Source organism: Runella sp. R0.1_18, from assembly GCF_057652155.1.
Genome location: NZ_JBYFCK010000013.1, coordinates 35,396 through 61,480, shown reverse-complemented (window position 1 = coordinate 61,480; position 26,085 = coordinate 35,396). Strand labels below are relative to the sequence as shown.

Genomic DNA, 26,085 nt, shown 5'->3' with positions numbered 1-26,085 from the left:
GAGTTTAGGTAGGTTTAAAAAAGTGCGGGCGGTTACTCATAACCGCCCTTTTTTATGCACAAATTCTTCCATAACTATTTTTAAATCCCCAAAAAACCAAGTAGTTTTCCCCCCAAACTGTGTTATTAACTTACTCACAATCAACACCCATTACTAAACTACTTACCATCATGGATCAACGCATTATTAACCTCTTCGACGAGTACACCCACAAGCCCCTCAAGCGCGAAGATTTCTTCCAACGTCTTACTTCGCTCACGGGCAGCACCGCCGCCGCCATGGCCGTTTTACCGCTTTTGGAAGTCAATTATGCCAACGCAATGACGGTCAAACGCAACGATGAGCGCCTTACGACCGAGTACATCACTTATCCAGGAGAAGAAACCCAAATGAAGGGTTACTTAGCTCGCCCAGTGGGAACTGGCAAATACCCTGCGGTGGTGGTCATTCACGAAAACCGTGGACTTAACCCTCACATCGAAGATGTCGCTCGCCGCGTGGCTTTGGCAGGCTTTATTGCCCTTGCTCCCGATGCCCTTTCACCTTTTGGAGGAACTCCCAACGGAGACGACGAAAAAGCGAGGTCGTTTTTTGGCCAACTTGATGCCAAGAAAAACCTCAGTAATTTCATCAAAGCTTTTGATTACTTAAAAGGGCGCGCCGATTGTACGGGCAAAACTGGCTGTGTTGGGTTCTGTTGGGGCGGTGCCATGGCCAATCAGCTTGCCGTAAACGTGCCCTCACTCAACGCTGCGGTCGCGTACTACGGCCGCCAAGCCGACGCCGCCGATGTCCCTAAAATCAAGGCGTCGTTGATGCTCCACTACGGTGGCCTCGATGAGCGCGTTAATGCGGGGATTCCTGCCTACGAAGAAGCCCTCAAAAAAGCAGGTACCGATTACCAGATTTTTGTGTATGAAGGTGCCCAACACGCTTTCAACAACGATACAGCGCCAACGCGCTACAATGAGGCCGTGGCCAAACAAGCTTGGGAACGGACGATTGGGTTGTTTAACAAAAAATTGAAGTAAATACTGGCAAAATAAAAATCTCTGCCACAGAAGGTTGATAGGAGGTTGTGAGCAACCTCCCGCACAGTGGAGGAGGTTGCTCACAACCTCCTCTATCACAAGCAAAAGCCCCTCCGATTGCTCGGTAGGGGCTTTTTTCTAACGATATGGATATAATCAAAAAGCTGTCCTAACCACCACGGCGTCCACCCATGCCGCCTCCACCACCTTGGCCACCGCCACTGTCGTTTGAGTTGTCACCACCTTGTTTTGCATCATCATTGTTTACGCTCTTTTTACGTTGGAAGAAGTTGCCATCAAAAGACATCTTACCAAAACGCTTGCGGAACGTAATACGGAAACCACGGTTGTACATGTAGTTGACTTGCTCCTGAGTAAATACGTTACCCGGTGTGCTGCTGCTTAAATTAGTACGCTGTTTGAAGGCATTTTGCAAGAAGTTCTCAGCACCAAAGCCAAGGCTTGCTTGTTTCTTTTTAAATTCTTTCAAGATATTGAAGCTATACCCCATAAATCCACCTTGCGTACCTTGCAATTGGATTTCACGGGCACGACCAAATCCGAACAACTGAGCGCTCCAATCTTTACCCAATTGGTACTGTACTTGTCCGAATAAATTGAACGTCCAGTTTTGGTTACTGATACCCAACGCAGGGCTGTTCAACATGATATAACGCACATCGAAGTTACCATTGATGGTCAATCCACGGGCTGGTTTTACCATCGCAAAAACGTTAAGTCCATATGCACGGTTGCTTCCGATGTTTTGGAAAGTCGTTAACAGAGAGTTATTGTTCACAACTACCGTTCCAGTGCTTACACCTTGTGCCAATGTCAATTGGTTAAACAACTCTTGTCCACCACGGTAACGCACCGTCTCAATCGAGTTATCAGTCATACGGGTATAAGCTGAGAAGTTCAAAGTCGTTGTTTTGAAGAACGTACTCAAGTTCACTTCAAAGTTGTTGGTATATTCAGGATTCAAGTTCGGATTACCAAACGAGATATTGAATGGATCACTTTGTGAAACGTTTGGATTCAAGAACTGAATCGAAGGACGCTGAATACGGCGGTTGTAGCTAAAACGAATTGTTTTTCCTCCTCTCAAGCTTTTCGATACCGTCAAGCTTGGAATCAATGAGCCAAAATCAGGTAAATCTGTTTCAGGCGCATCTTGGTACTTGGCCGCTAGCTGCGTGTATTCATAACGAAGACCAGGTTTGAAACCCCACTTGTTTTTGGTTTGGAACAAGAAAGACAAATAACCTGAGTACACATTTTGGTCGTAGCTAAATACGTTGGTACGAAGCGGATTGGCTTTCAATATGCCTGTTCCCGTGCTGTCGTAGTTAAAGCGGAAATCACTTTCAATGTGGCGCAAAATCATCTTTGCCCCCGTTTCAACTTGTACGTATTGGCTCAACGGGTCTTGGTAGTCAATCTGTACCGTGCGCTCCTGCGTCTTGCTCTTGTTGGGATTGCTTTCGCGGTAAGTGATTTCTCCGACTGACAATCCTTGATACAAGTCACGCGTGTAGCTATTGTCACCCGCATTTTGGCTAAACTGTGCCAAAACACTAAACTCTTTTCCTTCTTTCTCAAACTTGCGTGTATAGTCCAAGTTAAGGTCTAAGTTGTTCCCTAAATTCTTGGTATTAATTTCATTCCCAAACGTTGGCGTTTTTACACTATTGATAAAGCTATACGACTGCTGATTGTTATCAAGGTTAAACGCACGACGGCTATTGCGAGCACTAAACGTAAGGCTATTTTTAGCATCAATCGAGTAGTCTAAGCTCAACTGAATGTTTCCAAAACCGCCCAACTGTTGTCCGTTATTTTCTTGACGTGTGCGAAGTGTTTCACCACTGGCCAGCTGGCGGCTGATGTCGATATAACCACCCGTTGGCGGGTACATCATACGTCCACCTGCATTGAGGCCAACCCCCAATTTCTTGGTACGTAAGTTGATGTTTCCAAACAAGTTACTTGAACGGTTACCACCTGCCATATCAATCGACCCTGTGATTCCTTGGAGGTTATTTTTCTTGGTAATGATGTTGATAATCCCCGCCGAACCTTCCGCGTCGTATTTTGCTGAAGGCGACGTGATTACTTCAATCGTTTTGATTTGGTCCGAAGGAATCATCTTCAACGCATCTGCCACGCTATTGGCAACGATGGTCGAAGGCTTGCCATTGATGAGCACGCGAATGTTTTGGCTTCCACGCATCGACACGTTTCCGTCCAAGTCCACCGAAAGCATCGGCACTTTACGAAGTACGTCTCCAGCGTCACCACCTGCGTTAGAAATATCTTTTTCGGCATTATAGACCAAGCGATCCACTTTGTCTTCAATAAGGGCTTTTTCACCTTTTACCGTTACTTCGGTCAGGGTAAGTACATCTGGTGGAAGGCTTACGTTACCTAAATTTTGCTCTTTTTGACCTTTACCAATGGTCAATTTAGCAACTTCGGTGTTTTTGTAACCGATAAAACTTACCACAAATTTAAAATCACCATCGGGCACACTCTTTAATAAAAATGCACCTTTCACGTCCGTTACTGTTCCATCGACAGGCTTTCCTGACTTTACATCAAAAATGGCCACAGTAGCATATTCTACTGGCTTGCCTGATACTGAGTCAACCACAATTCCTGAGATACGGCCGTTCCCTCTAGGAAGATCAGGCAACGCTTTCTGTTGTTGATTCATTCCTCCCATTGAACCGTTGCGATCCCCTCCTCTTCCCATACCACCACCACCAAAGCCTCCTCCTCCTGGGAACTGAGCAGAAGCGGCGTAATTCATACCTAAAACGGCTGTTAGAATGTAAAATATTCTCTTCATTGTTGTATTTATAAAAAGTCTTGTCTATCTCTTAGACAATAATTCAAGTACAAATGTTGCTGACTCTCTGTTAGTATTCAGAGAAAAACGACCAAATGCAAGGTCTGGACGACTAAATGGGGGTAAATTATAGACGAACTATTAGTCAAATAGCGGCCAATTGAGACCAAAGCCCAAAGAGCGCCCCACAACTGGATAAAGAGGAGTAGAAAAATAGCCCGGATTAAAAGGCCCTTGGAAGCCTTGGCCCGCGTTGGCCATTTTGAGAAATAAACGCACACGATTAATACGTGCATTCACAAAAAATTCAGTGTAAACCACACCTTCCGCTTTTGTTGAGTTTTGAAGATGGAATTGCTGCGTCAGCGGCATGTATGTATCCGCATAATAAGCTGATTTATAGTGCAGTTCTGCACCTAGCTGCAAGAAGAGAACTTTGTAGTAAACAAAGTCAAAGGTGGCTCTAAAATTGGCTACAAAACGAGGAATCCGTAGAATATCGTCGTTGGAGACTAACGTGTAGTAGGTTTGGGTTAAAAACTGAAACTTCCGAGGTTTCCATTCGGCCAATGCCCCTACCCTGACGACGCTAAAAGGCGACGTAAATTGTCGCGCTACAGCCGCCGTGTCATAATAAAAATAATTGGTAATAAGGTGGTAGTCTAGTCGGGGGCTAAACCGTACTTTTTTAGCCGCTACGTTAAGTTGACCATAAATGTTGTTAGAATTGACTAATCTCGACGTATTTTCCCATTTTAAGTGATTACTGGTGTACAACAATTGAAGCATCGTCGGCGATGAAAACACCGAATAATAGCCCGCCGTAAACCACTTACTGATAATCTCACCTTTTATTTTAAAATCACGCCCCAACGAATACTCAAATTCTGCCGTAGCGCGCTGTGTACTGTCTTTTAGGTAATACGCTAACCAAAGCCCTACAAAGTTTTCAAAGCGATTTAACTTGTACGTTGCGTTCGTCGAATCCGCCAAGTTGTACGTGCCATTCATTGACAAAATTCGCTGACGATAATGCGCCCGATAGTTGAACCCTTGATAGCGCCCCTTGATACCAAACTTATTTTCAAACAACCTAAACCGCACCTTTTGGAGCGTATTTGTATTGCTATAGTAATAATTGGGGTAAAAATTATTGGCTTGAGCTTGTGACAGGTCGGCATCAACGTACTGATCTATCGTCCTTTTATAATCAAACACATGATATACCTGAAAACCTTGCGCCAATACATATTGCTGGTAAATATGCCAATTGTTACGGCGTTCCCACGATTGAGCGGTCTTTAAAATTGCCGAAGGGTTGTTGTATTCTATCGTCCCATCCGACCGAAAATTCAGTGTATCCGACGACATACCCCCTTGCTCGTATGCGCTGTGGTTCAAGTGGTTAAACTGCCCCATTAGCAGATATTTCTCATCTTTGGAACGATAATTTCCATGAAACACAAAGGCCCAGTTTTGCGTCAAGTTGTTTTGGGAATCGCTGGTCCCACTGGTGCCGAAGTACTTGTTGGTGGTAAAACGCTGGGCGTTGATGCCCAAATTGAGGCGAGGCGTGATGTTTTGGCTGTGGTCAAAACGGGCGATATTTTGCCCTAAGCCACCCAGTGCTAAATACAGATTGGTGTAGGGCGACTTCGTATCAAAATACTTAACATCCTGAACAGCATAAGCGTAGGGCGTGTACGCTTCGTACCCAAACTGCGTCCCAATCTGCTCAATAGGACGGTAAAAGAGGGAACGAGAAGCCGTTCCCAAATTTCCCAAATCGACCAGCTGAAAATCAGCCCGCTGGACGAAATTATAGCGATGAAAACCGTCGTAAGACGTGTCTATGGCATAGAGCGTCTTACGATTGTTGAAGACATCTTCTTCCAAAAAATAGCGCGACGTATGCGGCCCATAAATCATTTTGGTCGAATCGTCGAGTTTGACTTGTCCACCTTGACCTAAGCCACCTCCCCCGCCGCCGCCAAACGACCCGTTTCCTGGCATACGAATTTGGCCGTAGCTTACTACCGACCAAATGCTACAAACGATGATGAATAACCACTTTTTCACACCGCAAAGTTAGCATAAGTTTCTGCTCAATGCGTTTTCAAAAAGGATTTAAGAAAATTTAACCAATCAAAAATTAATCTGGCAGTATCTTTACCATGATGTCTTTGTACATCACTTTGCTTTTGGGGTCGTGGGCTTGGAGGGCAAAAGTACCGCTGCTAAGTTTACGTCCTTCCGTAATTTTCTGCCCTACTTCCTCAGGCTCGGTATAGTCAATCACGGTTTTGTCATTGATTTTGACCCGAATACGCTTGCCTTCCACAATGATGTGCTCGGTGTACCATTCGTTGTCGTTGACAAACACATCTTTCAAATCTTGCACGCCATAAACACTTCCCGTACGGCGCCAGTCGGTGTGCGAGTTGTTTACCTGTATTTCGTACCCCTTTGAAGGCCAACCTTTTTCTTGGTATTTAGTGTGAATGTACATACCCGAATTGGCACTTGGGAAGGTCATCACTTGGGCTTTGTATTCAAAATTTTTGAAGTCGTGGCCGTTGATTTCGCCATCGTAAAACAAATGCCCGCGTGGGCCATTGACCACGATAGCACCATCTTCGACTTTAAACGAAGCAGCATTTTCTCCTACTTTCCAGCCTGCCAACGATTTACCATCAAAGAGTGAAATCCATTTTCCTGTTTTTACTTTTTGGGCAAATCCAACCGTCGCCCAGATAAGAAGCGCAACGAGACTCAACGTTTTTTTCATCTGTGTTATGGATATAAAGGTTTAAAACTGTATAAGGATGTCGAGGGGTTATTACTACTTTTGTTGTGTCAATTCTTTTTGTCAACCATCGTAATTTTAACTTGTTTTGATTGAGCAACTACTTCTTCGTCATGACTTTGCACCTGTAGTTCCTTTTCAGTGGTCGAAAGGCAATTACCTTGTGCTTGATTTTACGGATAACAACCCCGACCTAGCCACGCTTGATTTACAGTCGAGCGAGACGTTTTCGGACTATGTTTTTGGAAAGCTGCAACAAGCCAAAGTCGTTGTAGGGGTAGGTGGCTACAACGAACACCGTACAATCTACCGCCGCAGTGCGCATTTCCAACAAACCGACGAACCACGTTGTATTCACCTAGGAATTGACATTTGGGCATCGGTGGGCACCCCTGTTTTTGCCCCGCTTGACGGGAAAGTGCATAGTTTTGCCAATAATGATAACTTTGGTGACTATGGCCCAACAATTATTTTGGAACATCAACTTGAAGGAACGACTTTCTATTCGTTGTACGGCCACCTCAGCGAAGAGTCGTTGCGAGGGCTGTATGAAGGCAAGGTCATTGAAGAGGGTGAACGTTTTGCGAGTTTTGGCAATTACCCTATTAACGGCGACTGGCCTCCGCACCTACACTTCCAGCTTATGACCGACATGCTGGGGCTCAAAGGCGACTTCCCTGGGGTTTGTACATTGGGTGAACGGCAAAAGTTTTTGCAACTTTGCCCCAATCCGAATCTTATTTTGAAAATCGAAGAACTGTAATAGGGAATGTCGAGTGCAGAAGGTAGAATGTCGAATGTGGGGAAAATTGCTCTCGTGGAGAGGGTTGCTAATGTGAAGAGGGTTGCTCACAACCCGACGAATACTTTTGTCACCCCGACGTTAGGAGGGGTCTATAGCCTTAGATTCCTCAAAATGATGAATGTGGGGAGGGTTGCTATCGTGAAGAGGGTTGCTCACAACCCGACGAATGCTTTTGTCACCCCGACGTTAGGAGGGGTCTGTGACGGCTTAGCCCTAGATTCCTCGGAATAATGTGGGGAGAATTGCTGTTGTGAAGAGGGTTGCTCACAACCCGACGAATGCTTTTGTCACCCCGACGTTAGGAGGGGTCTATAGCCTTAGATTCCTCAAAATGATAACAGAAACTAGAAAAAGTAACTATAAATATGAGCAATCGTCGTTTGCGAATGGGACAGTACAACCGCTTGAAAGTTATTAAGCAGTTGGATTTTGGGATTTATCTCGATGGATTTGAAGATGAGATTTTGGTTCCTAAACAGTACGTCCCTGCCGACATAGAAATCGGGGATTTTTTGGACGTCTTCATCTATCGCGACTCCGAAGACCGCGTCATTGGGACTACCCTTGACCCTTACGGAACAGTGGGCGAATTTGCCTATTTGACGGTCACAATGGTTACATCATTGGGCGTTTTTATGGATTGGGGACTTCCTAAAGACCTTTTTATTCCGTTCAAACAACAACGGGATAACATGCTCGTGGGTAAAAGTTTCTTGATTTTTATCCACCTCGATACCAAAACCGACCGTATAGTGGGTTCAGCCAAGATTGAACGCTTTTTGGAGGAAGACATCTCAGCCCTTTCGGAAGGGATGCAAGTGGATCTTGTTCCCTACGAATACACCGACATGGGCATCAAAGCACTCATCAATCAGCGGCATTTGGGGGTTTTGTACCGTGACGAGGTTTTCAAAAACATCGAATTAGGAAAACCCGTTGTAGGCTACATCAAAAAAATTAGGGAAGACCAAAAAATTGATTTAGCCCTCGTGGAGCAGTCGTATGGCCGTATCGAAGGCAGTAAAAATGATTTGTACAGTATGCTCCAAGAAGCCCAAGGATTTTTGCCTTTTACGGACAAATCAGCTCCTGAACTGATTTATAAAACCTTTGGAATGTCGAAAAAAGACTTCAAAAAAGCCGTAGGAGCGCTTTTAAAAGAGCGAAAGATTGAATTGAAAGACGACGGAATGTACTTACTGTAAAGCAAAAAGAGCGTGGCCATAGGTCACGCTCTTTTTCACTAATTTCTATTGTTTACCCCAATAGATGTCTTTATATTCAAACGGGAATATCAGCGTTAATAGGTAGCTACCGTTCTAAAGACGCACCAACTGAGGAAAAGGTTGGAATCGTTTTCAATTATTTTTCACTTTCTTTCATTTTTTTCAAATCTTCCTTCTGATCGTCGCGCAACGTGGGGTATTTGATGCCTAATTGTTCCAAATACGTCTTGTACTTGGTAGGGTCATAATAATACTTCGACAACTCTGGTTTGAACTTCTCCATGATGTTGCGATTCAAATACACCGCAGGTACTTCTTTGGGCGAAATCAACGGCTCATACTTCTGATCTTTGGTTTGTTCGTTGCGGTAATACTCCCACGCTTCTTTGATAATTTCGGGTTTCAGCAACATATCAATCAAGGTCATTGCTTCGGCTTTGGCACCGTACACTACGCCTTTGTGCGCAATCGGCGTCGCCATTGAAATGGCGTTCGACCAGTGGTGACCTGGAAGCCCAGGAATATTGGAAGGGTAACGCAGCACGATGGTTGGCAACGACCACGAAATATCCGCAATGTCGTCGGAGCCACCTCCCACCGACATGGCCTGTCCACCCATCATCCGCGTAGGCGAATCCGCAGGCAAACTCAACGTGTCGAGTTTTGTGGCCAATCCTGAAATTTTCGGTGCTTCAAGTTCTTTTTGGGATGCTTTTGCCAACATTTGATCTTCTTCCGACCACGTAGGTAATCCTACTTTTTTGATGTTTTGGTACATCGCTTCTGCAATTGGCTTATTGAAGTGCCCAGGCCAAGCCGACCCCAAAATTTCGTAGGTAAACTTCGTATCGGTCATCAAAGCCGCACCTTCCGCGATTTTCACGCCAATGTCAAACAGCTTTTTGATTTTAGGATAAGAACGCTCGCGGAAATAATACCAAACCGCCGCTTTAGATGGCACAACGTTGGGCTGGTCGCCACCATCTGGAATGACATAATGCGAACGCTGCGTTACTTCCAAGTGCTCACGACGAAAGTTCCATCCTATGTTCATCAATTCAACCGCATCCAAGGCACTACGGCCACGCCAAGGCGCACCTGCGGCATGGGCAGCCGCCCCTTCAAAATTGAAACGAACCGACACCAAACCATTGTTGCCTGCATCGCCGTAAGAAACGCCCAAATTGTTGGCCACGTGGGTAAAAATACAGGCATCAACGTCTTTGAAATAACCATCACGCACATAAAATGCCTTCGCTCCTACCAATTCTTCGGCTACGCCAGGCCACAACACCAACGTGCCTGGGATTTTCTCACGTTCCATGATTTCTTTCACAGCCAACGCCGAAATGATATTGAGCGCTTGCCCCGAGTTGTGCCCCTCACCGTGACCTGGTGCCCCTACCACGATGGGATCTTGATAAGCTACCCCAGGTTTTTGGGAGGCTTTGGGAATGCAGTCCACGTCCGAGCCGATGGCGATGATGGGCTTACCACTGCCCCATTTGGCCAGCCAAGCCGTGGGCATATTGGCAATACCCCGCTCGATGGTGAAGCCATTTTTTTGAAGCAGTTCGGTCAAATAACGCGCACTTTCGACCTCCTGAAATCCTAATTCAGAGAAGCTAAACAGCATGTCGTTGATTTGTTGTCCCAATTCAGCCCGTTTTTCAACGCCTGAGACGGCTTCTTGTTTGAGTTTTTCGAGGCGAGCCTGTTCGGGGGTGAGTTTGGGCGCTTTTTTGGATTGGGCAAAACTAGCCATGCCTAATCCCACCAAAAGCAGTGCGGTGTAGAGCGTTTTTTTCATAGTTTGGGTTAAGAAAAAGTGTAACTTACCCAAATGTAGGAAAAAACGCTCATTTTGGCCTATTTTGCCCTTAAAAGTAATTTTTAGCGGGTTGTTTTTAGTGCAATTCCCCCGTCGTATCCTTCAATAAGCGTCGCGTATTGTTCTTCAAATTTGGATTTACGGTCACTTTTTTTCCACGAAACCGCTGAGTAAAATTTACCTTCGTAACGATTGATTTCTTCCTCCTGCACGGGTCTGCCGTCCAACATATAAATCAGCCTAGCATTTTTTTCAAAACCCGAAAAAAATGGTTGATTATACACAAAACCTCGCACGACAATCATCATCACTTCATTGCCCTCATTGTTTTTAAGAAAACGCTTGCTCAATCGTTTATTCGTCGTATTCAATATTTTTCTTATGTTTTCTACAGCCAACATTCGTTCTTGTTCCGTTTTGAAAAAGCAATCATCAATCGTCTTTATATCCACCACTCCGTCCACTGCCCGAATTCCGTATTTTAAAATGGCTTTAGAATCATTAGGTTTTACTGTGTAAGTCATCCCAAATTTACTTGGATCAACGCGCGTCAGGACACTTGCTGGAAATTCTTCTCCATTGATAAAAACTAACGGATTTTCGCCCAATTCATTTGCTGGTAAAAAAGTACGTATGATATCTGCAGGCCCTCCTGAGCGAAGCGATAGTTTCTTATCAAGCTTAGGAGCTGGCACTTTTTTGAAATCAAACGCCTTTCTCTCTATCCACACAATTTTTTCATTTTTCACTTCTAGTTTGTGTTTCTTTACAAACGCAGAATATCTATTATACTCAGGCTCAAGTATATCTACTTTTTTTATGTGCGATGGCTTCAGCGACTTTACCACATCCTCTTGCACCTTTATACCATCCAAATAATAAATCGGGAATTTGCCCATTCCCACTACCAAACCTGTTGCTGCTGTGCCCTCACCACCTCGGGCAAAAACCAACATTTCTTTTGGCCCATCTGCTTTTGATGTAATCTCAGCTCGTTTGAAGAACATATCCTTTGAGCGCATCTCTTGCACAATCTTGTTAAATTCTTCAAATGAATTTTCATCAGGAAGCGTTTCTTTTTGAGACGTTTCTTGAGGAGCAAAAGGGGTTAAACGCCCATGTTTTTTCATCGCTTCAGTCCGTTCCGCAGCTAAATTCTTGTCATATCCCCTCAAAGGGTACGCTTTCACAGGCATTTCTTTTACCTTTTTGGGCGCTTCAGGCTTTTCGTTGTACACAAGCACTTCTTTACGCGGCGCAAAGGCCAAAACTCCCGCTACTCCCAGCGGTAATCCAAAAGCATACAATAGTTTTTTCATGGCAGAAGTTGGTTTTTGAAATAAAAAATGAATACGATTTGTGACAGGATGTTTTCCAAAAGAATGGATCAGCGGATGCGAAGATTGGGTCGCCAATTTCAAAATCAAATGAGCGTAGGTTTTGGCATCAATGCGAGCCGCTAACTGTTCATCTACCTCATATTCATGAATTTCGGAAAGTGATTTTTTATAAAAATACACTACGGGATTGAACCATAAAATCACTTTGCAGAGCTCAATCAGCAGCACATCTACTGAATGAAATAGCCGAGCATGGGTTTGTTCATGCAACAACACTTGTTGGGCTTCTTCGTCGCTCAATGCTTCTGAATTCATAAAAATAATCCCGAAAAACGAGGCCGCCGTAAATGATTCCGACACTTCTACCCAGTCTTTGTGGGAGGCGTTTTGTCGTTTTCTGCTCAAACGTACTATTTCCCAAAGTCGTCGTGCTAATGCCAACAAGGATACCAAAAGACCCATAACGTACCCCCCTATACTCCCTTGTTCCCACGTAAGCATCGCTAACCAATCCTTCTTTTCAGGGATAGACTCCACCTCTCTTAATTTACTGTTAATCAGTTGACTAGATTCTTCAACCAACGATTGGGTGCTTTGCTCAAAAACCTCACTTTCTGGTGAAGTGACAGGTTCTTCCGCTACGGGAATGACCTCTACGATTCGCTTTTGCTCTATTTCTACCCACGGAATCATAAAGCTCAACCCTAAAGTCAGCAGCAGGTAAATCCGATTGAGACGATGAAAGGTAAATCGTCGGAATAGAAAATAGTACAACCCATAAAACAGCCCCAAACAGGCCGACACTTTGAGCAAATAGAGCAAGAGTAGCATCTTACTGGTTGTTTATAAATTGGCGAAGTCGTTCAATTTCAGCCGCATCCAACGTTTTGTCATTGACCATAAACGACAACAAACTGGCGGGTGAATTGTCAAAATAATTGGCCAATACCTTGTGAAAGGTTTGTTTTCCGTACGACTCTTTGGGGATAATGGGAAAATATTCGTACGTCTTTCCGTAGGCTTTGAACCCAACAAATCCTTTTTTCTCCAAAATACGAACGACCGAAGAAATCGTGTTGTAAGGTGGCTTAGGCTCGTCGTCGAGTCGCTCAATAATGTCTTTGACAAAGCATCGTTCCAAATCCCAAATGATTTGCATGATGCGCTCTTCTGTGCGTGTTAGTTCTTCCATGTCCCAAACTTACACCTGATTTTTCAGTTATACAACTGTTTTATCAGTTTTATTTAAAAAAGTTTTCAATAACCTGAAATACGTATATTTGTCTATTGCCCTTCTAACTTCACTTCAAACCATTTACTTACTCGTATGAGACAACTTTTGCTTGCCTTTTTTATGGGCGTGACCCTCTGCCTTCATGCCCAAAACGGTTACTTTTTTCCCAACAAAAAATTTAATCCTTCGATACCCACCCCCAAACAGTTTTTGGGACACGCGATTGGCGATTACCAAACCCGCTACGACCGCTTGGTGGCTTACATGTATGAGCTCGACCGCTTGTCGGAGCGTGTGCAGGTGAAAGTCATTGGAGAAACCTACGAAAAGCGCCCGCACTTGGTCGTATTTTTCTCGTCACCTACCAACATGGCCAAGTTGACCGAATTACAAAATGAACACCTAAAACTCACCGACCCCAACGCTCCCCTGCCTGATGTGGCGAAAATGCCCGTTTTTGTGCAACTTGGCGCCAACGTACACGGCAACGAAACTTCGGGAGGAGAGGCCATGATTTTGGCGGCGTATTATTTCGCCGCTTGCGAAGACGAAGATGCCAAAAAGATGTTGGACGAATCGGTAGTTTTGATTGAACCCGTGCTCAACCCCGACGGTCGCGACCGTTTTGTGAGTTGGGTGAACCAACATCGCGGTACGCCTTTGGTATCGGACAACAACGACCGCGAACACCTCGAAGTATGGCCAGGCGGCCGCACCAACCACTATTGGTTTGACCTCAACCGCGACTGGTACTTGGCCGTCCACGTCGAAAGTCAGAATCGCTTGAAGTTTTACCACCAGTGGCTGCCCAACGTCGTCACCGACCACCACGAAATGGGCACTAACGCCACTTTTTTCTTTGAACCCACCAAAGAAAACGCCGAAAACCCGCTCGTGCCGCAGTACGTTTACCGAACCCTCAACGGGAAGTTTGCGAAGTACTACGAAAAAGCACTCAACGCCATTGGGTCGTTTTATTATACCAAAGAGTCATTTGATAATTTGTACCCAGGTTATGGCTCTAGCTACCCCGACATCCAAGGCGGACTAGGATTGTTATTTGAACAGGCAAGCTCGCGGGGATTTGTGCAAGACAGCCCCAACGGCCCCGTTACCTTTGCATTTACGATACGAAACCAGCTCGTGTGCGCCTTGGCTACCTGCCAAGCTTCGGTGGACGAGCGCCAAAACTTGCTCAAATTCCAACGCGAGTTTTTTGCTTCAGCCATTTCAGAAGGCAACAAAAATGCCATCAAAGGCTACGTAGTTGGCGAAAGTATGGACGCAACGCGGCTACGTCGTTTTACCCAAACGCTGTTGCATCACCGCATTGAGTGTTACCAGCTTACCGACAACCTTACCATTGATGGAAAAGTATATGAGAAAGGGAAAGCCCTCTTTGTCCCTACAGCTCAGCCCCAGTACCGCCTCGTGCAAAGTGTGTTTGAAAAACCTACCAAGTTTGCCGACAGCCTTTTTTATGACGCTTCTGCGTGGAATTTACCGTTGGCGTTTGGATTGGCCCAAGGAGAAGTGCGTACACCGCTCACCAAAGGAGCGCGCATTGGGGATGAATTTGTAAAAAGCACGGTCATTGCCCCTACTAAATCACCGTACGCCTACCTGCTCGACTATTCCGACTTTATGGCCACCAAGGCACTGTATCGCCTTATCAGTCAAGGCATTTCGGTAAAGGTAGCCACTAAAGCATTTAAGATTGGCGACAAGACCTATTCACACGGAGCGCTGATGATTCCCGTTGAAACCCAACAGGGTATTTCGCCCGATGCGCTTTACGAAGCGGTAAAAGCCGCAGGACAGGAAGCAGACGTTTCGTTTGTAGGTGTACCGACAGGTTACAGCCAAATGGGAGTTGATTTGGGGAGTAACACCTTCCAAAAAGTCACCAAACCCGAAGCACTTATCGCCGTTGGACAGGGTGTGAACGGCAACGAAGTGGGTGAAATATGGTATTGGCTCGATACACACGTTGGGATGCCCATTACGAAAGTGGATGTGGGTACGCTTCCACGGCTAAACCTCAGCAAGTACAACGTCATTGTGATGGTATCAGGACAATATGACCGCACCCTCGCCCCTAAAATCAAGCAGTGGGTGGCCAATGGCGGTACGCTCATTACACTCAAAACAGCTACCGAGTGGGCGATTCGGAGCGATATTGTCAAAGAAAAACTACGGATAAACAGCAAAGCTGATTCCGCCGCTCTTGCCAAACGTGGTCGCATCAACTACGAAGATGCCGCTGCGGCTGAAGGCTCAAAAAACACGGGCGGAACCATTTTTGAAGCTGATTTGGACATTACGCACCCGATTGGTTTTGGGTATAAAAACCGTAAAATCGCGCTTTACCGAAACAATAATACTTTTTTAGAGCCATCGGCAAGCCCTTATAATACGGTGGTTCAATATTCCGACAAACCCTATTTGACGGGCTATGTACATCCTCAATCGTTGAAAAAAATCAGCAGTTCCGCCGCTGTCGTCGTTTCTCCCGAAGGCAGTGGTCGCGTCATTCTTTTCTCCGACAACCCAAGTTTCCGTGGCATTTGGTACGGCACTGAGAAAATGCTTTTTAATGCCATATTTTTTGGAGCTAATATCAGTACTCCCAACCCAATGGGGGGAGAATAGCTCCACGGTGTGTCAGGGTACTCATACCCAGACCATTCGACGCAAGCGGCAGGTTGGGAGCAACCCGCTCCACGGTGCGTCAGGGTATGAGTACCCTGACCATTCGACGCAAGCGGCGGGTTGAGAGCAACCCGCTTCACGGTGCGTCAGGGTACTCATACCCTGACCTTTTCGGCGACAACGGCGGGTTGGGAGCAACCCACTCCACCGTGCGTCAGGGTACTCATACCCTGACCTTTTTCGGCGATAACAGCGGGTAGAAGCAACCCGCTCCACGGTGCGTCAGGGTACTCATACCCTGACCATTCGACGCAAGCGGCAGGTTGGGAGCAACCCGCTCCACAAACCAAATTAGAGTAAAATTGGCTCATTTTTACTTTTGAACTCTATACCAGATGTACCTCTTAAAGCAGAAAAATAATGCTTACCACGGAAGAAATTGAGTTTTTGGACACCAACGGTTATCTCAATTTGGGGCAACTATTATCACCTGAGCAAGTGAAACAAGTCAACGACCGCCTTGCCGAATTGATGGAGTCAGAAGGCGAAAACGCGGGGGCCGAATTGGCCGAGTCGAAGTACATTCGCCATCCCAAAGAAGAAGGCGCCGACCGCCTCGCCGATTTGGTCAACAAAGGAGAAGTATTTGACGTTTTTTATACGCATCCGCGCGTTTTGGCAGGGATTGAAGCCGTTTTGGGGCACGAATTTAAGTTATCATCGCTCAACTACCGAGCGGCCAAGCCTGGCAAGGGACACCAAAAACTCCACGTCGATTGGCGCAACTCCGTCGCGGGGGGCGCTTATAAAGTTTGTAATAGCATTTGGTTATTGGATGATTTTACACCTATCAACGGCTCTACCCGCATTGTTCCCAAGACACATAAATTGAGCCTTTTGCCCGACGAAGCCATGACTGACCCCAACGATAAACACCCCGATGAGGTTCGTATCATTGCGCCTGCGGGCTCGGTATTTATCTTTAACTCTCATGTTTGGCACGGCGGCACTACCAACCAAACCGACCACGACCGCCGTAGTATTCATAGCTATTTCTGCACGAGAGAACAACCGCAACAAATAGACCAGAAAAAGTACATTACCGAGGCTACCCTCCAGCGCATTGGAGAAAAAGGTAAATATATTTTAGACGTTTAAGGAAACCAAAACCGCAAAAATTCAATCCACTATGTCAACCCCAAAACTCCTCACTATCTCGGCGGATAAGATGAAGAAGACCTTGAAAAAGATTCTTCTTCAGCACCAGTTTCCCAACAAGAGAGCGGAGGAATGTGCCACGGTATTTACCCAAAATAGCGTTGATGGTATTTACACCCACGGTATCAATCGTTTCCCTCGTTTTGTTCAATATATTCAAAAAGGCTACATCGTCCCCGATGCGAAACCTACGATTGTGCATCGTTTTGGAGGTATTGAGCAATGGAACGGCAACTTAGGTGCAGGTCCTTCTAACGCTATTTTTGCCACCGAACGCGCCATGAAATTGGCCCAAAAACACGGGATTGGGTGCGTTGCGCTGGCTTATACCAACCACTGGATGCGCGGCGGGGCGTACGGTTGGCAAGCGGCAAAAGCTGGTTTTGCATTCATCGGCTGGACCAATACCACCGCCAACATGCCCGCTTGGGGAGCCACCAATCCTAAACTAGGCAACAACCCACTGGTGTTTGCCGCCCCTTACGGCGACGAAGCCATCGTGCTAGACATGGCCATGTCGCAGTATTCGTTTGGTGCGATGGAGTTGGCCGTGATGAAAAATGAAAAGCTTTCGGTGGTGGGTGGTTACGATAAAGACGGAAACCTCACCGACGAGCCTGATAAGATTTTGGAGTCGTGGCGGTCACTGCCCGTTGGTTTTTGGAAGGGCGCGGGTCTTTCGTTTTTGTTGGATGTACTGGCGGCTACCTTAGCCAATGGATTAGCCACGCACGAAATCACGCAGAAGCCCGCCGAAATGGCTTCTTCTCAGATTTTCATTGCGCTCGATTTGTCGAAACTAAGCAACTTTTCAAGTATTTCTTCGACCATTGACGCCATTATTAAAGACTATAAAACCTCCGTTCCCATCAAAGAGCAAGGCAACGTAAGCTATCCCAGCGAGCGAGTACTAGCCACCCGACTCAAAAACAGTCAACAGGGAGTTCCTGTACTGGAAAACGTCTGGAAAGAGGTAAACGGGTTTTTGAAGAAATAGCGCTAGAAAAAGGTAGAGATGCTTCCTGCCGTCAGCATGACAAACATCTCTTCCTTTATGCCCACACTTGCGTTCCTTCGGTGCAGTTTTTACACATTTCAATTTCAGAGCGGGAGCGAATCAGAGCTTGGCGAAAATCGGTGTAGGCTTTACTTTGCCAAAGGGTTTGAAAAGAAGTTTCAGACACGTCGCCAAGGCGGTAATGAGCATCTTTGTCGAAGCAGCAAGGTACCACTTTCCCATCCCACGTAATGACGCACGAATGCCACATTTTCCAGCAGTGACCGTCTAGGCTATTTTTGATTCGGTAGGTGCCGTCGTTGTTTTCGGCATAGCGAGAATACTTATCTAGCGTCGGAATAAGCGGGTCGCCGTGCTCATAGTCGTAGATTTGAGCCGTTTTAAAACCAATTTCATCCACGCCAATTTCTTTGGCAAGGCGTTTGGCGTCTTCGATTTGATGTTCGTTAGGCCGTACCACCAAAAACTGAAAAACAACGTGAGGCGTCTTAGACTTTAGTTGTTTTTTCCATTTCAATATCGTGCGCGTTCCCTCCAACACTTTTTCTAGCTTCCCTCCTACTCGGTACTGTTGATACACTTCCTGCGTTGTGCCGTCGATAGACACAATGAGGCGATCGAGTCCGCTTTCTACCGTGCGGCGAGCAGCAGCATCGGTCAAATAATGCGCGTTGGTGGAAGTAGCGGTATAAATTCCTTTTTGAGAAGCATATTTAACCAACTCCAAAAACTTAGGGTGCAAATAAGGTTCGCCCTGAAAGTAAAAAATGAGGTACAGAAGAGTATCAGCGAGCTCGTCGATGGTGCGTTTGAACAAATCACCCTCCAGCATCCCCGTAGGGCGCGTAAACGACCGCAAACCACTGGGGCATTCGGGGCAGCGTAAATTGCAGGAAGTAGTCGGCTCAAACGAGATACTCATCGGCAGGCCACGGTGCAGTGCTTTTCCCGTCGCCTTCGATTCGTAGAAACTATAAATAACTTTTAGGGCATTCCAAACCCGCTTGCGCGTGAGTTTGGAGAAAAAATTAAGCCCATCTTGTAGGTTGCGATTCATGGAGTGGTTGTTAAAAATCAACGGGGTTTCGACGCTTAAGCCCATACCCTTGTTGTTCATCAAAGCAATCGACCGCCGTATTTGGGAATGCTTCTAGTAGCGCTTTTACTACCGTGGGTACATCTGAAAAAACTTCATACCAAACCATAAAAAAGCCTTTGGAAATAGCTGCGGTTTGAAGAAGTTTCAAAAATGCAGGAGTAGTTTTTCCCCAATCATTCCATTCATTTCGCCAATACTTGGCCATTTGTAGGGCTTCAAAACGGTATTTCCACCGCAAATCTGTTGCCCGAGGGGTCACTACCACTTTATCTAGTTGGCAAAGATTAACAGTATTTTGGCCTTTAATCGCTTGAGCAGGCGTCAAACCCGATTTGACCGTAATAATACAAGCATTTTTACTACGATAAGAAACATTTCTTGTTTCGAATGCCAATATTGTATTGTGAAAATCGGGTAGATAATGGGTATCTGTTCCACACGGGTTATTACTTTTGGCTCTATTACACGGCCCACACGCTAGCACCATATTGTCCCACGCCAACAAAGAGCCTTGGGGCTGATTAGGCTGAGGATTTTTAGGAACGACGTGCTCCACTTGGGGGCTGTCGTTTAGTACCATGTCACAGTACGAGCAATAATTTCCAATTCGGTCTATCAAGTCCATTCGCCAATCCTTGTAGTCACTCACTACTTTTATCTGCCCATTTTCGTCGATAGGCACTGGCCCACGAAAAACAGGTCTCATAGTGGTTGTTCAGGATTAAGTTGCTTTTTGAGCTTTTTCATTTGAAGCAGCGCTCTCATCGCAGGGTCGGCTATTTGAACTTCTATTTCTTCCAGTCTATCCCGCGTAGTGGGTTCAGCAAGTGTGCCCGTTTCTAATGTCTCGAAATACGTTTTACTTAGCTGTTCTTGCTGCGTGTTTTCAATGCTGTACGCACTTTCTACTCCCATTATTTCTTGAGCAACCTCTTCAACGGTCAATTCCTTAGGCGACACATCCGAAACCGCATCCAAATTAATTAACTCATTGCTATTCAGCGACTGTACAATAAAAGGCGAATGAGTAGTAGCTACAAATTGTATGTTCGGGAAGGCTGTTTTTAGGTCATTGACTACGTGCCGTTGCCAATTGGGATGCAAGTGCATATCCAATTCGTCAATCAGTACAATACCTTTGCTCTGTTTCACTGCGTCTTCTCCTAAATGGCTATTGAGTATGACGCAACGGTAGGCTATCTCAGCGACAAGTCCTGCCATCGTACGCAAGCCATCGCTGAGATAATACAGTGGCATCTTACTAAGCTGCCCGTCGGGCGTATGGAGTGTTCCGAATAAATCATCGGTATCTTCATCCCATTCTTCGGCAGTCCAATTAGGAATACAGGTACTTATTGCCTCCAAAACAGCCTTCAAAAGCCCTTGCGAATCGGCTCCTTTAAGCTGTTTATAATAATTACTTTTTATCCACTCCATCGGAGTGATACGGTCGGAGCGTTGGTCGAGGCAGCGAGCGTAGCCATCTTTCAAGCGCGACCCTTTTGTTTTCAGTTTAAACGTCTGTTTTGATTCTGCCCAAAGCCGCGCCGTACTAAAAAAACCAAGCACAGGAAGGTTTATTTTTTCTTCCAAATTTTCATTTACCCGTTGTTCTATCACTTGGGCAAAGCCAATCAGTTCATTGGCATCGGCCGAAGTGGTACGTCCATCAAGCGTATTTTTGCTTCGTTTCCAAGACACAGGTTGTCCATAAAAATCTCCCTTTACCATAAACTCACAGGGAAATTGTGGGGCAAATCGGGTATTCAAATCAACCCTACGAATATCTTCCGAAAGAATATGAATCCTTTCGGCCTCCTTCAGTCCCAGCAGAAATGTCCCTGCTGCTACCTTTAGTGATTGTAACAACGTGGACTTCCCTTTCCCATTTTCTCCGATGACTACGGTAAAAAGGCTAGGGAATTGAAACGTCTGTTCTTGAAAATTACGAAAATTTCGTAGCGTGATTTCTTCGATTCTCATGTGACTACTTTACCGTTTAACCCAAAAACTGTCGCAAATAGTTTCGGCTGGTCAAAATCGCGGACTTCACGTCTTCGATGCTTCCTTCATACGCCTTGTCTTCTACTTCGATGCAGACAGGCCCACGGTAGCGCACGTCGGTGAGGGCGGCGAAAAACTTCCGCCAGTTGACGTCGCCTAGCCCAGGGAGTTTGGGGCTATGGTATTCGAGCGGATTGGCCATGATACCCACGCGGTCGAGTTTGTCTTTATAGACTTTGGCGTCTTTGAGGTGAATGTGGTGCAAGCGGTCTTTGTAATCGTAAATTGGCTTGGCCTCGTCCATCATTTGCCAAATCATGTGCGACGGATCGTAGTTGAGTCCCAAAATCGGGCTAGGAATAATCTCAAACATACGATCCCAAATCGCGGGTGTAGTGGCCAAATTTTTTCCCCCAGGCCATTCGTCGTTGGTAAAAAACATGGGGCAGTTTTCGATACCAATCTTCACGTTATGTTCTTCAGCGACCTTGATAATTTCGGGCCATACTTCCCCAAACGTTTTGAGGTTTTCGGTCACATTTTTTGACGGGTCGCGGCCGATAAACGTATTTACATTCTGCAATCCTAGCTTTGCGGCAGCCTTGATGAGCGTTTTAATGTGTTCGCGATAGAACACCGCTTTTTCAACGTCAGGGTCCATAGGGTTAGGATAATAGCCCAATCCCGAAATCGTTATCCCCTTTTCTTTGGCATAATACACTAGGTTTTGAGCGTAGGCGCTGTCGGTCAGCACGCGCTCGGCGTTGATGTGCGTCACCCCTGCGTAGCGGCGCGCATCGGCATTATCAGATGGCCAGCACATCATTTCTACACACGAAAAGCCATGATTGGCGGCAAAATCTATCACGTGTTCGTACCCAAAATCGGCCAAGATGGCACTCACAAATCCAAGTTTAAGCATGTTTTGAAGTGGTTAATCTGTTTTTGTTGCAACTTACAAAAAAGGGCGAGATAGTCCAGAATTACCTAGTAACAGGTTAAACTCATTAAAATATAGCGCGACTATTTATTGCTCCAGAGGAGCTAAATCTTAGTAGAAAGAGTGAGTCAGGTCATTGTTTACCTTTTTCTACCCCCAGATTTTTTAGATTAAAAATACCCAAAAAACCCTCCCGAAAGTTTAAAACTTTCGGGAGGGGGAAAGTTTTTAAAGCACATCAGCCTTCATCACATTATCATCAGACATTCTATCGATGAGTTTGTTGTAGGGGTCGATGCCGCCTTTGACGGGCTTGCCTTTTACCACCAACTCAATCGTGTGTTTGCCAGGAGCTAGTTTATGCTTTTTGAGGTACAATGGCACTTTTTGTTTCATGCCCAGCTTGTTTTTAGACTCCTCCGTAAATACTCCAATATCAATGTAATTTGGCGTTTTTCCTTGGGCAATTTCTTTACCTGTTTTATCAAAATACAACTTCTTGGTTTCCACCGTCAGTTTTACTTTGTACTGATCACCCTTCAACGGTGTCGCTTCTACGCCAGTCACTTTGTTTTCGTATAGGGCAATTTTTTTGATGCAGTCCTCCACAAAATACTTCAACGAGTCAGGAGTTTGGGAGTAAATACTGTTGTACCATTCGTCGGTAGTCGTAAAAGGAGCTTGCTGACGGAAAGCCGTGCGTTCGGCGTAGTCTTTCAACCACGTGTTGAGTCGTTTTTCGCCCACCATGTCTTGCAAGGCATAAAACGTCAACGTCCCTTTTCCGTACCAAATGTACGCCCCGTTTTCGTTGTCCATCAGCGGCTGTTCGCCTTTGTTTTCCGTTCCGCGACCGCGCAAATACTGGTCGAGGGCGTACTTGAGGCGCTCTTGCATCACATCGGGGCCGTAGGCGTGGTGCAGTACCATGTGCGAACTGTACTCGGCCAATGCCTCCGCGATGTTGTTCGCTCCCCGCGTAAAACTCGGCATCACTTGGTGCCCCCACCATTGGTGCGCCACTTCGTGCGCCGTCACGTAATACGCATAATCGGTTTTGTTAGGGTCAGAAAAATCGGCCAAGAAGCCAAAGTTCTCGGAGTACATAATGGTATTCGGAAACGACTGCGCAAAGGTCTGATAACGCGGAAATTCCAAAATACGCATTTGACGGAATTGGTACGGACGGAAATTGGACGAGCAATACCGCAACGCATCTTTCAAGCCATTCATAAAGTGGCCAATGTTTTTGTTGTGCGTAGGATGGTGGAAAATTTCCACTTTAATATCCTGTCCATCCGAGTTTTTAACCGTTTCACGATGGACGGCATAACGCGCCGACGCTACGTTGAAAAACAAATCCATGAACTCGTTTTGTTGGTAATGGAAGTACTTCCGACCGTTCTGCGTCCATTCTTTTTGCAAATACCCAGGCATAATCGCAATTTGGTCGGGTTCGGTACTGACCGTGCCTTCAAACGTAATCCAGTCACCTTCTTGGGTAAACAAAAAATTCTTTAACCCTGTGGAATCGGTACGTTTGGGCATTTCAAATTCACGAATTGGAAGTTTATACTTTTTCCGATACCGCTCCGACGACAGTTCGGCTTGCTGACTGTATCCAATGCTCGGGAACAAATCGCCTTGGTTCACAAAAGTACCGTTGTCCGTAACCGTAAACTGCTCTTCTCCCCCATTGCGAAAACCTCTAAATTCACCGTGCGAAACAATTTCAAGCACTGCCGAGTCGTTGGGCATCAGCCTTTTAGGCAATTGGTAAATATAAAAACGTTGAATTGTATCGTTCAACAATTTTTTAGGCTCTACTCCGTCGATTTTTAGGCTCATTCGGTAATGAGGGAAACCACCTCCCACGTTCAAAATCAACGAATCCAACGGATGGTTGTGCTTATTTTTTATCACAAATCGACCTCGGGCGTCTATCATTCGTTTTTTAGGGAACAAATCTACCTCTACCTTCACCGACGTTACTTTAGGTTGGGGTTTAAGGTACAATTTGCGGTATTTTTCTTCGTACTCTGCGCTCCGCTTGCGGCCTTCTTCGGCCGTGCGGTATTTGTTTAACACACTTTGGTTGTAATAAATAAAACCCGCTGAACCCAACCAAACCAAGGTAAATGCTGAAAGCAATGCTCCCGTAGCGGGGGTAAAACGCTGCATGGCCAACCGCCAACGATTTTTGAAGTTGGTTTCGGTACCTCGCGACCAAAATAGGTTGCCAATCACCAAAAAGACTGCCGCCAATCCGCCCCAGCACAACAAATACCACATCGTATTTTCGGTAAAACCAAACCCATTCATGTCTGAATAAGTCGAAGTAGGGACGGCGTTGAAGTACAGCAACATGTATTTATACTCCGAAAACGCCCGCGTGCCGTACAACACCGCCCAAAACGCAATATTGACCACGTGCCCCGTCATTTTGTTATTGACCAAGGTATGAATCAAAAACGTAATCATGGTCAGGAACGTCCACTGCAAAATAGGCACTACGTAGCCTTGCAGGTACAACACCAAGTCGTAATCGAAGTATCCTTTGATGGTTTGCCAAATAACGCCGCACAAAATACCCACGACAGGAATGAACAGCATCACCCCAATCATGGCCAAAAACTTGGAGCCATACACTAACCAGTTGGGCAAAGGCAAAGCATCACCGATGAGGTGAAAATTAACGGTTCGGTCGCGGTGGACTACCTCGCCCGTAATGAAGATAATCAGGATAATTACCACAAAATAAAACGTACTGTCTTTCGACTCCAGCATCAAATAGGTCGTTGGTAATGAGTCGGTTCCGTACATCATTCCCGCATACTGATTGTCTAAAAACAAAAACAACGCCGCTGCCAACAAAATGGCAATAAAGAATGGATCACGGATGATGTTTCTAAACTCAACGTTGGCCATACTCACCATCTGGCGAATGTAGCGGCTCGTGGTGTAGGCTTTAGCTGCCACTGGCAAATCGGCCAACGCGCGAGACACGATCGTTTTTTCAGTTTTTGATTTTTTAAGCTTTTGGGCTTTGGGCGCAATAAACCGCTGAAAATCAAAACGAAACAATAAATACAACAACGGTAGCAAGCCTACTCCCGTCCACAATAAACGGTTCCAGAGAAAATTGCCCTCCAACGGAAAAAAGCGCGTATTTTGTTCGGACACCGTCCAGTAGCGCGTCAAGTCATCAAGTGCCCCTAGCGCAAAAGGGTCGAGAATAGCCGCCAAACTTTTATTGTCCAAATCGGTCATCAGCGATGACGCGACTAGGTAGGTCACCAGCAATACTACCCCACCTGCGTAGGTAACAAACACACGTTTTGTCAAGGCTACGAGGCTAAAAAAGAGGCTTCCCGCGAAGAATAAATTAGGAACGCCAACCACCAAATAAGGCCACAAGTAATTGAGTAAATTGTAGGGACCAATGCGTTCGACGTTATCTCCGACCTCGAAGGTTTTACCAATCACACAGCCAAACAAGTGCCCCACAATCATCCCCGACCCAATGAACAACAGCGTCAGGAAAGACCCCATAAAGCGCCCCATGAGATAGCCCTTTTCGGAAATAGGATAGCTGAAATAGTAATTTTGGGTCTTGTGTTCAATGTCGCGATAGACAGGGACACCCATCACGGCTGTCGCAAGCATGATTCCGAATACACTCATCACCGCAATAAAAACGCCCGCAATCGCGGGGCCGTTGATGAATACTTTTTCGGACGAACCACCGCTGATGCTCACCGAACCAAACAGCGCCAGCACCAATGAAAACAAAAACATCACCGCCCAATACCCCCAAGTAGCGGGTCGCTTGAAGCGGTATTTTAATTCAAAAGAGAGTATTTTAGAAAACATACATTTAGCTGAGTTTACAATTTTTTAGTTTATCTACTTCTTTGTCAAATGACTCACCCCTTTGTCACCAAGACTTATTCTTTTGTCACCCCGACATATTCCTTGTCACCCCGACGAAGGAGGGGTCTATCACCGCGTACTTCGTCGATTTTGATTC

At 45.8% G+C, this 26,085-nt stretch carries 19 protein-coding genes; 6 read left to right on the top strand and 13 right to left on the bottom strand.

Annotated features, from left to right (window positions below; translation table 11 throughout):
• Positions 1-170 precede the first annotated feature (170 nt).
• Positions 171-1,031 (top strand): dienelactone hydrolase family protein, encoded by an 861-nt coding sequence (locus tag AC23P2_RS20830; RefSeq protein WP_487774989.1) that lies wholly within the window; start codon positions 171-173, stop codon positions 1,029-1,031.
• 169 nt (positions 1,032-1,200) lie between these two features.
• Here AC23P2_RS20830 and AC23P2_RS20825 read toward each other — a convergent pair whose 3' ends face one another.
• From AC23P2_RS20825 to AC23P2_RS20815, 3 genes are all read right to left on the bottom strand, one after another.
• Positions 1,201-3,882, bottom strand: coding sequence for a TonB-dependent receptor (locus AC23P2_RS20825; RefSeq protein WP_487774988.1), 2,682 nt, complete (start codon positions 3,880-3,882; stop codon positions 1,201-1,203).
• Positions 3,883-4,023: 141 nt separating this feature from the next.
• A complete protein-coding gene (locus AC23P2_RS20820) occupies positions 4,024-5,961 on the bottom strand; it encodes a putative porin (protein WP_487774987.1) in 1,938 nt (645 codons plus the stop codon).
• Between the two features lie 73 nt (positions 5,962-6,034).
• Entirely contained in the window at positions 6,035-6,670 is a 636-nt protein-coding gene (locus AC23P2_RS20815) for a 3-keto-disaccharide hydrolase (protein WP_487774986.1), read from the bottom strand.
• 106 nt (positions 6,671-6,776) lie between these two features.
• Here AC23P2_RS20815 and AC23P2_RS20810 point away from each other — a divergent pair, with 106 nt between their 5' ends.
• Both AC23P2_RS20810 and AC23P2_RS20805 read left to right on the top strand, forming a co-directional pair.
• Positions 6,777-7,451: a peptidoglycan DD-metalloendopeptidase family protein gene (locus AC23P2_RS20810; protein ID WP_487774985.1), complete on the top strand. Its 675-nt coding sequence runs from the start codon at positions 6,777-6,779 to the stop codon at positions 7,449-7,451.
• Between the two features lie 407 nt (positions 7,452-7,858).
• Positions 7,859-8,698: a CvfB family protein gene (locus AC23P2_RS20805; protein ID WP_487774984.1), complete on the top strand. Its 840-nt coding sequence runs from the start codon at positions 7,859-7,861 to the stop codon at positions 8,696-8,698.
• A gap of 157 nt (positions 8,699-8,855) precedes the next feature.
• On the opposite strand, the gene AC23P2_RS20800 is transcribed toward AC23P2_RS20805, so the two are convergent.
• From AC23P2_RS20800 to AC23P2_RS20790, 3 genes are all read right to left on the bottom strand, one after another.
• Positions 8,856-10,529, bottom strand: a complete 1,674-nt coding sequence (locus AC23P2_RS20800; RefSeq protein WP_487774983.1) for an amidohydrolase — start codon at positions 10,527-10,529, stop codon at positions 8,856-8,858.
• Positions 10,530-10,612: 83 nt separating this feature from the next.
• A complete protein-coding gene (locus tag AC23P2_RS20795) occupies positions 10,613-12,721 on the bottom strand; it encodes a M56 family metallopeptidase (protein ID WP_487774982.1) in 2,109 nt (702 codons plus the stop codon).
• 1 nt (position 12,722) lies between these two features.
• Positions 12,723-13,082 (bottom strand): BlaI/MecI/CopY family transcriptional regulator, encoded by a 360-nt coding sequence (locus AC23P2_RS20790; RefSeq protein WP_028526247.1) that lies wholly within the window; start codon positions 13,080-13,082, stop codon positions 12,723-12,725.
• A 135-nt stretch (positions 13,083-13,217) separates the two neighbouring features.
• Between AC23P2_RS20790 and AC23P2_RS20785 the strand changes: the two genes are divergently transcribed.
• Entirely contained in the window at positions 13,218-15,776 is a 2,559-nt protein-coding gene (locus AC23P2_RS20785) for a M14 family zinc carboxypeptidase (protein ID WP_487774981.1), read from the top strand.
• A 21-nt stretch (positions 15,777-15,797) separates the two neighbouring features.
• Here the strand turns inward: AC23P2_RS20785 and AC23P2_RS20780 are convergent, their stop codons facing one another.
• The gene (locus tag AC23P2_RS20780) at positions 15,798-15,935 is read right to left on the bottom strand and encodes a hypothetical protein (protein WP_487774980.1); all 138 of its coding nucleotides are present in this window, start codon (positions 15,933-15,935) and stop codon (positions 15,798-15,800) included.
• Positions 15,932-16,147: a hypothetical protein gene (locus AC23P2_RS20775; protein ID WP_487774979.1), complete on the bottom strand. Its 216-nt coding sequence runs from the start codon at positions 16,145-16,147 to the stop codon at positions 15,932-15,934. The genes AC23P2_RS20780 and AC23P2_RS20775 overlap by 4 nt, the downstream gene beginning before the upstream one ends.
• A gap of 49 nt (positions 16,148-16,196) precedes the next feature.
• Here AC23P2_RS20775 and AC23P2_RS20770 point away from each other — a divergent pair, with 49 nt between their 5' ends.
• On the top strand, positions 16,197-16,934 hold the full coding sequence (locus tag AC23P2_RS20770; protein WP_487774978.1) for a phytanoyl-CoA dioxygenase family protein: 738 nt from the start codon (positions 16,197-16,199) through the stop codon (positions 16,932-16,934).
• A 31-nt stretch (positions 16,935-16,965) separates the two neighbouring features.
• Positions 16,966-17,991, top strand: coding sequence for a 3-dehydro-L-gulonate 2-dehydrogenase (gene yiaK / locus AC23P2_RS20765; RefSeq protein ID WP_487774977.1), 1,026 nt, complete (start codon positions 16,966-16,968; stop codon positions 17,989-17,991).
• Positions 17,992-18,046: 55 nt separating this feature from the next.
• Here yiaK and AC23P2_RS20760 read toward each other — a convergent pair whose 3' ends face one another.
• The 5 genes from AC23P2_RS20760 to AC23P2_RS20740 all read right to left on the bottom strand — a co-directional run bounded on the left by AC23P2_RS20760 (position 18,047) and on the right by AC23P2_RS20740 (position 25,928).
• Positions 18,047-19,069 carry an SPASM domain-containing protein gene (locus AC23P2_RS20760; protein ID WP_487774976.1) on the bottom strand — a complete coding sequence of 341 codons (1,023 nt, stop codon included), beginning with the start codon at positions 19,067-19,069 and terminating at the stop codon, positions 18,047-18,049.
• Positions 19,070-19,079: 10 nt separating this feature from the next.
• Complete coding sequence (locus AC23P2_RS20755) at positions 19,080-19,817, bottom strand: HNH endonuclease (RefSeq protein WP_487774975.1); 738 nt, start codon at positions 19,815-19,817, stop codon at positions 19,080-19,082.
• Positions 19,814-21,094: an AAA family ATPase gene (locus AC23P2_RS20750; RefSeq protein WP_487774974.1), complete on the bottom strand. Its 1,281-nt coding sequence runs from the start codon at positions 21,092-21,094 to the stop codon at positions 19,814-19,816. Before AC23P2_RS20750 ends, AC23P2_RS20755 begins: the two co-directional genes overlap by 4 nt.
• A 16-nt stretch (positions 21,095-21,110) precedes the next feature.
• Positions 21,111-22,037, bottom strand: a complete 927-nt coding sequence (locus AC23P2_RS20745; RefSeq protein ID WP_487774973.1) for a sugar phosphate isomerase/epimerase family protein — start codon at positions 22,035-22,037, stop codon at positions 21,111-21,113.
• A 246-nt stretch (positions 22,038-22,283) separates the two neighbouring features.
• The gene (locus AC23P2_RS20740; protein ID WP_487774972.1) at positions 22,284-25,928 is read right to left on the bottom strand and encodes an ABC transporter permease/M1 family aminopeptidase; all 3,645 of its coding nucleotides are present in this window, start codon (positions 25,926-25,928) and stop codon (positions 22,284-22,286) included.
• Positions 25,929-26,085: the final 157 nt, after the last annotated feature.